The 3,031-nt window shown below is 52.3% G+C and carries 5 protein-coding genes; all 5 read right to left on the bottom strand.

Features of this window, described 5'->3' with window-relative positions:
• Positions 1 to 19: 19 nt before the first annotated feature.
• The 5 genes from ACOCD2_RS15385 to ACOCD2_RS15405 all read right to left on the bottom strand — a co-directional run bounded on the left by ACOCD2_RS15385 (position 20) and on the right by ACOCD2_RS15405 (position 2,769).
• Entirely contained in the window at positions 20 to 283 is a 264-nt protein-coding gene (locus ACOCD2_RS15385) for a hypothetical protein (RefSeq protein WP_419601475.1), read from the bottom strand.
• Between the two features lie 11 nt (positions 284 to 294).
• A complete protein-coding gene (locus ACOCD2_RS15390; protein WP_419625768.1) occupies positions 295 to 636 on the bottom strand; it encodes a hypothetical protein in 342 nt (113 codons plus the stop codon).
• Between the two features lie 137 nt (positions 637 to 773).
• Positions 774 to 1,307: a hypothetical protein gene (locus ACOCD2_RS15395; RefSeq protein ID WP_293674866.1), complete on the bottom strand. Its 534-nt coding sequence runs from the start codon at positions 1,305 to 1,307 to the stop codon at positions 774 to 776.
• Positions 1,307 to 2,329 (bottom strand): major capsid protein, encoded by a 1,023-nt coding sequence (locus ACOCD2_RS15400; protein ID WP_419625769.1) that lies wholly within the window; start codon positions 2,327 to 2,329, stop codon positions 1,307 to 1,309. Before ACOCD2_RS15400 ends, ACOCD2_RS15395 begins: the two co-directional genes overlap by 1 nt.
• Positions 2,329 to 2,769 carry a hypothetical protein gene (locus tag ACOCD2_RS15405; protein WP_419601429.1) on the bottom strand — a complete coding sequence of 147 codons (441 nt, stop codon included), beginning with the start codon at positions 2,767 to 2,769 and terminating at the stop codon, positions 2,329 to 2,331. Before ACOCD2_RS15405 ends, ACOCD2_RS15400 begins: the two co-directional genes overlap by 1 nt.
• Positions 2,770 to 3,031: the final 262 nt, after the last annotated feature.

Here is a 3,031-nt window from a genome sequence, read left to right on the forward strand (position 1 = left end):
AGCTCCACGGGCGTAGGCATTAGTCAAACCGCTCTACACCTGTTGAGCCCTCATCCAGCTTTTCGCCCTGGGAAGTAGGCTGAACCCCCTTCTTCGCCAGCTCAGTATCCGCGTGCCGATCAGGCAAAGGGGATGCAGCTACTTTCGCATCCGCAGGAACCTCTTCCAACCACGAAGGTACTTTACCCTTTTTATACTTAGGGGTTACATCGATGATCATATCGGGGAACACCAGGTCATTGTCCTTGGTAAACCCCTTCTGAAGTACTCGGTATAAAGCCATCATTATCCTCCTTACTTAGAATGGCCCATCATGCCATGGCCTGTAACAGAGCCCAGGAAAGCGTCCAACGCAAATACAGAAACCGTGGGCGTAGTCGCCGTGCCATAATCCATCTTGACACGAAGCCAGAGATACCGGCTCACATTATCAGGGACAATACGGATATGGGCAAGATCACCCACGATCTCAGTGCTTGAATCTAAGGTGAGCGTACTCACGACACGCGGGCTGGTGTCCGTAGCAGAATCGGATGTGACTACCTGAACATACGCTTTCATCGCTGTAATGGTCGATTTATCCCAGTACGTAACCTTAATCATGATAGGAATATCCACGACATCGCCTACGTGCACACCAAGACCTCCGCCACCTTTAACCCACTGACAGCCTGTTGGCTTCCCGAAATCAAACTGTTTACTACTGTTCGTGTACGTAGTAGCCAGAAATACCTGGTTATCGCACAGGACTGAGTTGTTAGAAATAATAGCCATCAGTGCTCACAAACCTCATTTCGATGAACGGTGCCAAGCATCGCTGTAAACGTACACTCATACGCAATAGGAACCACGTAATCCAGCCAGATGTACCGGCGAAGCACGCTCGGTAACGCCCGAAGGCTGAGTTTAGCCCCAGGGTATACCCTTCGGGGAGAGCCCTTAGGAAAAGCCATGCTCAGCACCGGGGTCACGTACGCAACATCTCCAGTTCCCGAAGATGTATCTGACGTCTTAAGACGGACCTGGATGTATGGCTTAGTAGAAAGCGCATCAGATCCGGTGATCGTGGGTATCATGACCGTGATAGGAATATCAGCAGAACCTCCAGCGACATACCCGATGTTACCATCGCCTCCACTGTCATTGATCCAATCGCTATCATCCTGTGCCCCCAGATCTATAATATTCGTACTTTTCACACCCGTCAGCTCATTAAATGGCACAGTAGCCGGGTTGCTGTACCTGGTCGTTGAGCTGCTGTCAAAGACCTGGTTCTCAGAAAAGTAAAGGTTATTGCTGACGATCATCAGGTCACCTGTGATTCCGTCACCAGCAGGTTATCCGTTATCCGAATGGGGATGCCGCGCCAGCTTCGAATGAATGAACCCTGTACCGTCCCCGGGGTGAGACGCACGTAGTTATCACTACCCGTGCTATTAGTAGTCTCAGCATCCAGCGCTTCCTCCACATCACGGTTCATGTAGATAATCGTATTGGAGTTCTCACCATAGCCCAACTCAGGCATTGCATAAAAGGCTTTTCGAAGCAGCTTCTGCAAGTTCACTGTTCCGGCTTTCAGGTCCGATACATCGATGTTGCAGATTCGAACGGCCTGCCGCCAGTCCGCTACGGCTACACCCAGATGCCATTTGAACTCTTCACGCACCACAAAATACGTGTTGTCGTCGGAATCCTTCGTCGGAATCTTTCCACGATCCGTGCGTTGCAACCCCGCAGGCAGACTCCTGGGATAGATCATAGAGATCTTAGTGCGCCCCCAGTTGATAAACCATATCGACGTATTGTCATTGCCCGTGCCTCCGGCATCTACAATGTTCTTGGCCTGCTTTGAAGACTTATCAGAGTACCGGGGTGACAGCCCCATGATCTGATCAGAATGCAAGTCACTGTTACTGTACCAAAACGACTCCGCCGCCTTGATCGCCATCGCCTGCAGGAAGGTCATAGCCTCATCCATTCGGACCTGAGCCCCATTGGCCGAGATCTCAATGACGCGCTCATCCACCTCGCTTGCCTGCTCAATCCAACCCGTCGTCTCACTCTGCAAGGTACGTGCAGACTTGCTGGTAGGGATACCCTTGTAGATCCGGCCCCACGTCACATCCGGCAGCTTCGAGAGCACCGAGTAATTGTAGGACAGGCCATCCATGCTGTTACAGGCCTGTACGTACGCATCATGCAGTTCAGGCGACATCTTACTGAGAATGTTAATCAGTACAAGCGCCTGCAAATCTACGCCAGACTGTAATCCACCTTCCCTCATATAAAGGTCAGGTAGGTCGAGCAGTTTACCACCAGTTACCGCCATCAGTTATTACCATAAAGTACATTGAGCTGAGTGGACTCATCCTTAAGATCCACCCCAGCCCCAGAAGTCAGTGCCTGGGCAGGTATGCCCGTGTCCTCTGAAACCGCTTTGCCCAGATTAGCGAACATCCGAATAACCTCCGGATGTGAAGAAAGACCCGTGCCCTGCAAAACCTCCTGAAGGGCGGGAGAAGCATACTTGTCGTACGCCACCTTAGCGTGCTTGATTGTTGTCTCAAACCTACTCCCGCCGATCTCCGGGTCTTTCCTGGCCTGTTCTATAAAGGCCTCGCGGGTATGGTTGATAATGTTCTGGTTAGCATTGATCACTTTCGTGATCTGGTATTCATTCAACCCCAGCGGTGCCAGCTCAGCATCAATAACTGATGGTGGGAGCAACTCCGACGCGCCCACACTCTTGTAGAAATCCTGAGAAAACATCGTAGGCTGCGGCTGAGCAGGATCCGGTGCCGGCTGCCCTAGGGGGTCCGTAGACTGTGGCGGCGGCGCAACAGGCTGATCCAACAATCCGGGGGGAGGCGGCACAGGCTGCTGCACAGGCTGCTGCACAGGCTGCTGCATAGGCTGCTGCATAGGCTGCTGCATAGGCTGCTGCATAGGCTGCTGCATAGGCTGCTGCATAGGCTGCTGCATAGGCTGCTGCATAGGCTGCTGCATAGGCTGCTGCATAGGCTGCTGCATA

The organism is Thiolapillus sp., from assembly GCF_048562965.1.
Taxonomy (GTDB): Bacteria; Pseudomonadota; Gammaproteobacteria; order Chromatiales; family Chromatiaceae; genus Thiolapillus; species Thiolapillus brandeum_A.

Coding starts and splice junctions, on each gene's coding strand:
- ACOCD2_RS15385 (WP_419601475.1), bottom strand. CDS start 283: ATGGCTTTATACCGAGTACTTCAGAAGGGGTTTACCAAGGACAATGAC.
- ACOCD2_RS15395 (WP_293674866.1), bottom strand. CDS start 1,307: ATGATCGTCAGCAATAACCTTTACTTTTCTGAGAACCAGGTCTTTGAC.
- ACOCD2_RS15400 (WP_419625769.1), bottom strand. CDS start 2,329: ATGGCGGTAACTGGTGGTAAACTGCTCGACCTACCTGACCTTTATATG.
- ACOCD2_RS15405 (WP_419601429.1), bottom strand. CDS start 2,769: ATGTTTTCTCAGGATTTCTACAAGAGTGTGGGCGCGTCGGAGTTGCTC.